A 2242-nucleotide genomic window follows, 5' to 3' on the forward strand; every position below is an offset into this window, starting at 1 on the left:
TGTAAAGGGTGTGGGCCCTGAGCGCCTGGTACACATGATGGAGGATGTGCATCTGCGCCGGCTCGTAGAGATTGTCGATGGCGAGCAGCTTTTCGACGCTGGGGACGCCTTCCTCGGTCAGAGTTACCGTGCGGGTCTTCTCGTCGACGGTAAAATCGAAATCGCGACGCAGACGCGGAATGATCCGATCGATCTTGTAATAGAGATCGGTCGATTCCTCCGCGGGGCCGCTGATGATGAGCGGCGTCCGGGCCTCGTCGATGAGGATGGAGTCCACCTCGTCCACGATTCCAAAATGGAAGAGCTTCTCGACGTCCTTGCCGTCGGCGTCTTTAGCGATCTTCGGGTACAGCCGGTGGACGAAGAGCGACGGGTCGAACTTCATATTGTCGCGGAGATAGTCGAACCCGAGCTCGTTGTTCGTCCCGTAGGTCACGTCGGTGCGGTAGGCTTCCTGCCTCTGGGTGTCGGTCATGTCGTGCTGGATGACGCCGACGGTGAGGCCGAGAAACTTGTAGAGCCTTCCCATCCACTCCGCGTCCCTGCGGGCGAGGTAATCGTTGACGGTAACGACGTGAACCCCCTTGCCCGAAAGCGAGTTCAGATAGACCGCCAAAGTGGCGACGAGCGTCTTGCCCTCGCCCGTCTTCATCTCGGCGATCTTTCCCTGATGGAGGACCATTCCGCCGATGAGCTGGACGTCGAAATGACGCATCTCCAGCACGCGCCGGCTCGCTTCGCGGGCGACGGCGAAGACCTCGGGAATCAGACTCTCGAGGTTTTCCCCTCTTTCGACTCGGCCTCGAAACTCCGCCGTCTTCGCCGCCAGAGCCTCGTCCGAGGCCGACTTCATCGCCGGCTCCCTCTGGTTGACGGCATCGACGATCGGGGCCATGCGCTTGAGCTCGCGCTCGGATCGACTGCCGACGATCTTGGTGAGGATGGTGTTGACTACCGACATGCCATCGAAATACGCCAGTCTAGCAGTCACTGTCCCGGTCGGCAAGGGGGCCGGGATAGCCGAAGGATGCAGCTCGGCTCGTGGTTACGGCGGGGCCGATCTCACGGACCGGTCGCGGTGCTCGTAAGCGGCCGGTTCTGCAAATCGAAAGAGCGATAGTATTCCAAAATATAATCCAGCGGGTGGACCGGTCTGTCGTTCACCCAGACTTCGTAGTGGAGGTGTGGCGCGCGGCTTCGTCCGGTGCTGCCCACGTAGCCCACGACATCGCCTCGCTTGACGCGCTTGCCCGCATTCACCGCGAAGCGCGAGAGGTGGGCGTAGCGGGTCATCGTCCCGAACTTGTGGTCGATGACCACGATATTGCCGTAGGTCCCACGCCGCCCCGCTTGAATCACCACGCCGTCGGCCGCCGCGACTACGGGACGGCCGGTCGAAGTCGAGATGTCGATGCCGTAATGCATCTCACGATCGCCGGTGAACGGATCCTTTCGATATCCAAACGTGGAGGAGAAGTAGCCTCGGGCCGGCCAGATCGAGGGTGTGGAGGCCAGCATGAGCGTGTTTCGCTCATAGAAACGCTCGAGGACTCGACTCTTTTCCTCGAGATCGGTCAGCTCGCCCTGCATCCGGACGAGCTCGCCCTTTACTTGAGCATAAGCGCCGGAAGTGGCGGTGTAATCCAGGTCGTGGGGGCCTCCCACGCCCTCTTCTCCACCTTGTTGTTGCAGGGTGTCCTCGAGACCAGCCATCACCGACAGCTTCCGGACGAAATCCTGCAAAGACGAGACTTGCCCGTTGAGGTCCTCGACCGAGATCTCGTACTCGCGGGTACGTTGCTCCAGCTCCGCATTAGCCAGGCGCAGCGCACGAAGCTCGCCGAGCTCACGGTAAAAAGCAGCGTAGTGGGTAACCAGTACGCCGGCAATCAGAACGCCGGCGAGAGACAGGACGCCAAGCGTCTTGAGGAGCGCCGACGAAAGGCGCAGCTTACGGAATCGTTCTCCACCGTGCGGAACCCAAATCAGAGTAAACGAACGTTTCATTATTCCGGACCCTATTGGATGATTTTGAGCGAAATAGTAGCGTTATTAATTGACTGGTTGATGATGACTTACGTGACGACATCGGGCGCGTGCGAAAAAGCGCGGTATTCGTACTACAGCCCGAGGGATTGTGTCAAGGTTAACACGAAACTCCCTTTCCGAGAAACCCTTGCCCGTGGTAGCTTTGCGCGGGATCAGGGGATGTAGCCCAAAGCCCGCAACTCGCGGAGTACCT

At 59.8% G+C, this 2242-nt stretch carries 2 protein-coding genes; both read right to left on the minus strand.

Annotated features, from left to right (window positions below):
- On the minus strand, positions 1–961 hold a 961-nt coding region (locus tag VEK15_14095), incomplete at its 3' end, for a preprotein translocase subunit SecA (protein ID HXV61824.1).
- 101 nt (positions 962–1062) lie between these two features.
- Complete coding sequence (locus tag VEK15_14100; GenBank protein HXV61825.1) at positions 1063–2007, minus strand: M23 family metallopeptidase; 945 nt, start codon at positions 2005–2007, stop codon at positions 1063–1065.
- Positions 2008–2242: the final 235 nt, after the last annotated feature.

This window comes from Vicinamibacteria bacterium (genome assembly GCA_035620555.1).
Taxonomy (GTDB): domain Bacteria; phylum Acidobacteriota; class Vicinamibacteria; order Marinacidobacterales; family SMYC01; genus DASPGQ01.